The sequence below is a fragment of the Tsukamurella conjunctivitidis genome (assembly GCF_007858475.1).
GTDB lineage: Bacteria > Actinomycetota > Actinomycetes > Mycobacteriales > Mycobacteriaceae > Tsukamurella > Tsukamurella conjunctivitidis.
This window is the reverse complement of record NZ_VIGX01000284.1, coordinates 1-530: the sequence shown is the minus strand read 5'-3', so window position 1 is coordinate 530 and position 530 is coordinate 1. Positions and strand designations below refer to the sequence as shown.

Here is a 530-nt window from a genome sequence, read left to right as displayed (position 1 = left end):
GGACGGGCGGAGAGCACCGCGATGGGCGTGTCGGAGCCCATGGAGCCCAGCGCCTCGGCGCCGGAGACCGCCATGGGCGTGAGGATGATGTCGAGATCCTCCTGCGTGTAGCCGAACTCCTGCTGGCGACGCAGGACGGAGGAGTGGGAGTGGTCGATGTGCTCACGCTCGGGCAGGTCGGTGAGATGGACGAGCTTCTCCTCCAGCCACTCCCCCCAGGGTGCCTGACCCGCGAGGGCGTCCTTGATCTCGGAGTTGGGGACGATGCGCCCCGCGTCGAGGTCGACGAGGAACATGGAGCCGGGCTCCAGGCGCCCCTTGGCCCGGATCTGGGAATCGGGGATGCCCAGGACCCCCGTCTCGGAGGCGAGCACCACCAGACCGTCCTCGGTGACCTGCCACCGGCCGGGGCGCAGGCCGTTGCGGTCCATGACGGCTCCGATGAGGTGTCCGTCGGTGAAGGTCACGGCGGCCGGGCCGTCCCAGGGTTCCATGATGGTGGAGGCGTACTTGTAGAACGCCCGCCGCCC

The 530-nt window shown here is 69.8% G+C and carries 1 protein-coding gene; it reads right to left on the bottom strand.

Going from position 1 to position 530, the window contains the following annotated elements:
- Positions 1-530 (bottom strand): glutamate synthase central domain-containing protein (locus FK530_RS25420; RefSeq protein WP_331456385.1); only part of this gene is annotated, 530 nt, incomplete at both ends.